The following is an 884-nucleotide window of genomic DNA, read 5'->3' on the forward strand; positions in this document are numbered from 1 at the left end:
CGGCCTCATTTCTCGCTGCCGTCCAGATCAGATGCATCGCTCTCTGGGCTAAAATCTTGTGACGACACTATCTAAGGTGCTGATGATAAAAAACCCGCTGCGGCGGGTTTTTTATTGCGCACAGTTTTGCGAAAAGCCCCCGGATGCGGCGCGAACGCCTTATCCGGGCTACCTGCCCGCGGCTGGCTCGTAGCCCGGCTTAGCACAGCGACAGCCGGGAATGCCTGATGTTATGTCCGGAGAGCGTTTCCCCGGATGCGGCGCGAACGCCTTATCCGGGCTATCTGCCCGCGGCTGGTTCGTAGCCCGGCTTAGCATAGCGACAGCCGGGAATGCCTGATGTACGTACGGAGAGCGGTCAGGGAGCTGGCGCAATCAGCCGGGTACGTATTTCACCCAGAATTTGCTCGGCAAAATCTTTATCATCGGCGATGCGCGCCATCGTCAGCGCCCCTACCATGGCGGAAAGCCGGAACATCGCCTCTCTCCGCGCTTCATCCGCTGGCTTATCCGGCATCTGTTTTGCCAGAATATCAATCCAGGTCTGGAATCCTTCCGTCATCACATGGCGTGTCTCATCATCGGCACGGGCAAGCTCGCTTCCCATAGTGACGAACACGCAGCTGGTGGCAAAATCTTTGCGCATATTGGTGGAAAGATAGTTATCGAGATAGCGGACAAACGCCTATTCCCCAGCATCGACAGCGGCCTGCGCATTTTCGGCCATACGCCCCAGCGCCGCCGAACAGGCTTCGGTCAGCAGGTCTTCCTTCGATTTAAAATGGCGATAGAAACCACCGTGGGTTAGTAAGCGTCTCATACATACCGTATTGACTTATAATGGCAATATGCAGCAACTCAGAACCGTACAGACTTACTATTCC

At 55.7% G+C, this 884-nt stretch carries 1 protein-coding gene and 1 pseudogene; both read right to left on the reverse strand.

The annotated features are described in order from the left end of the window. Positions 1-358: 358 nt before the first annotated feature. Positions 359-664 (reverse strand): annotated as a pseudogene (locus ACSZPU_RS25950) (LmrA/YxaF family transcription factor); the annotation flags it as partial. 21 nt (positions 665-685) lie between these two features. After that, positions 686-820, reverse strand: coding sequence for a hypothetical protein (locus tag ACSZPU_RS25955; protein ID WP_499004490.1), 135 nt, complete (start codon positions 818-820; stop codon positions 686-688). Positions 821-884: the final 64 nt, after the last annotated feature.

Origin of the sequence: Phytobacter sp. V69 (assembly GCF_965644215.1) — a bacterium.
Classification (GTDB): Bacteria; Pseudomonadota; Gammaproteobacteria; order Enterobacterales; family Enterobacteriaceae; genus Phytobacter.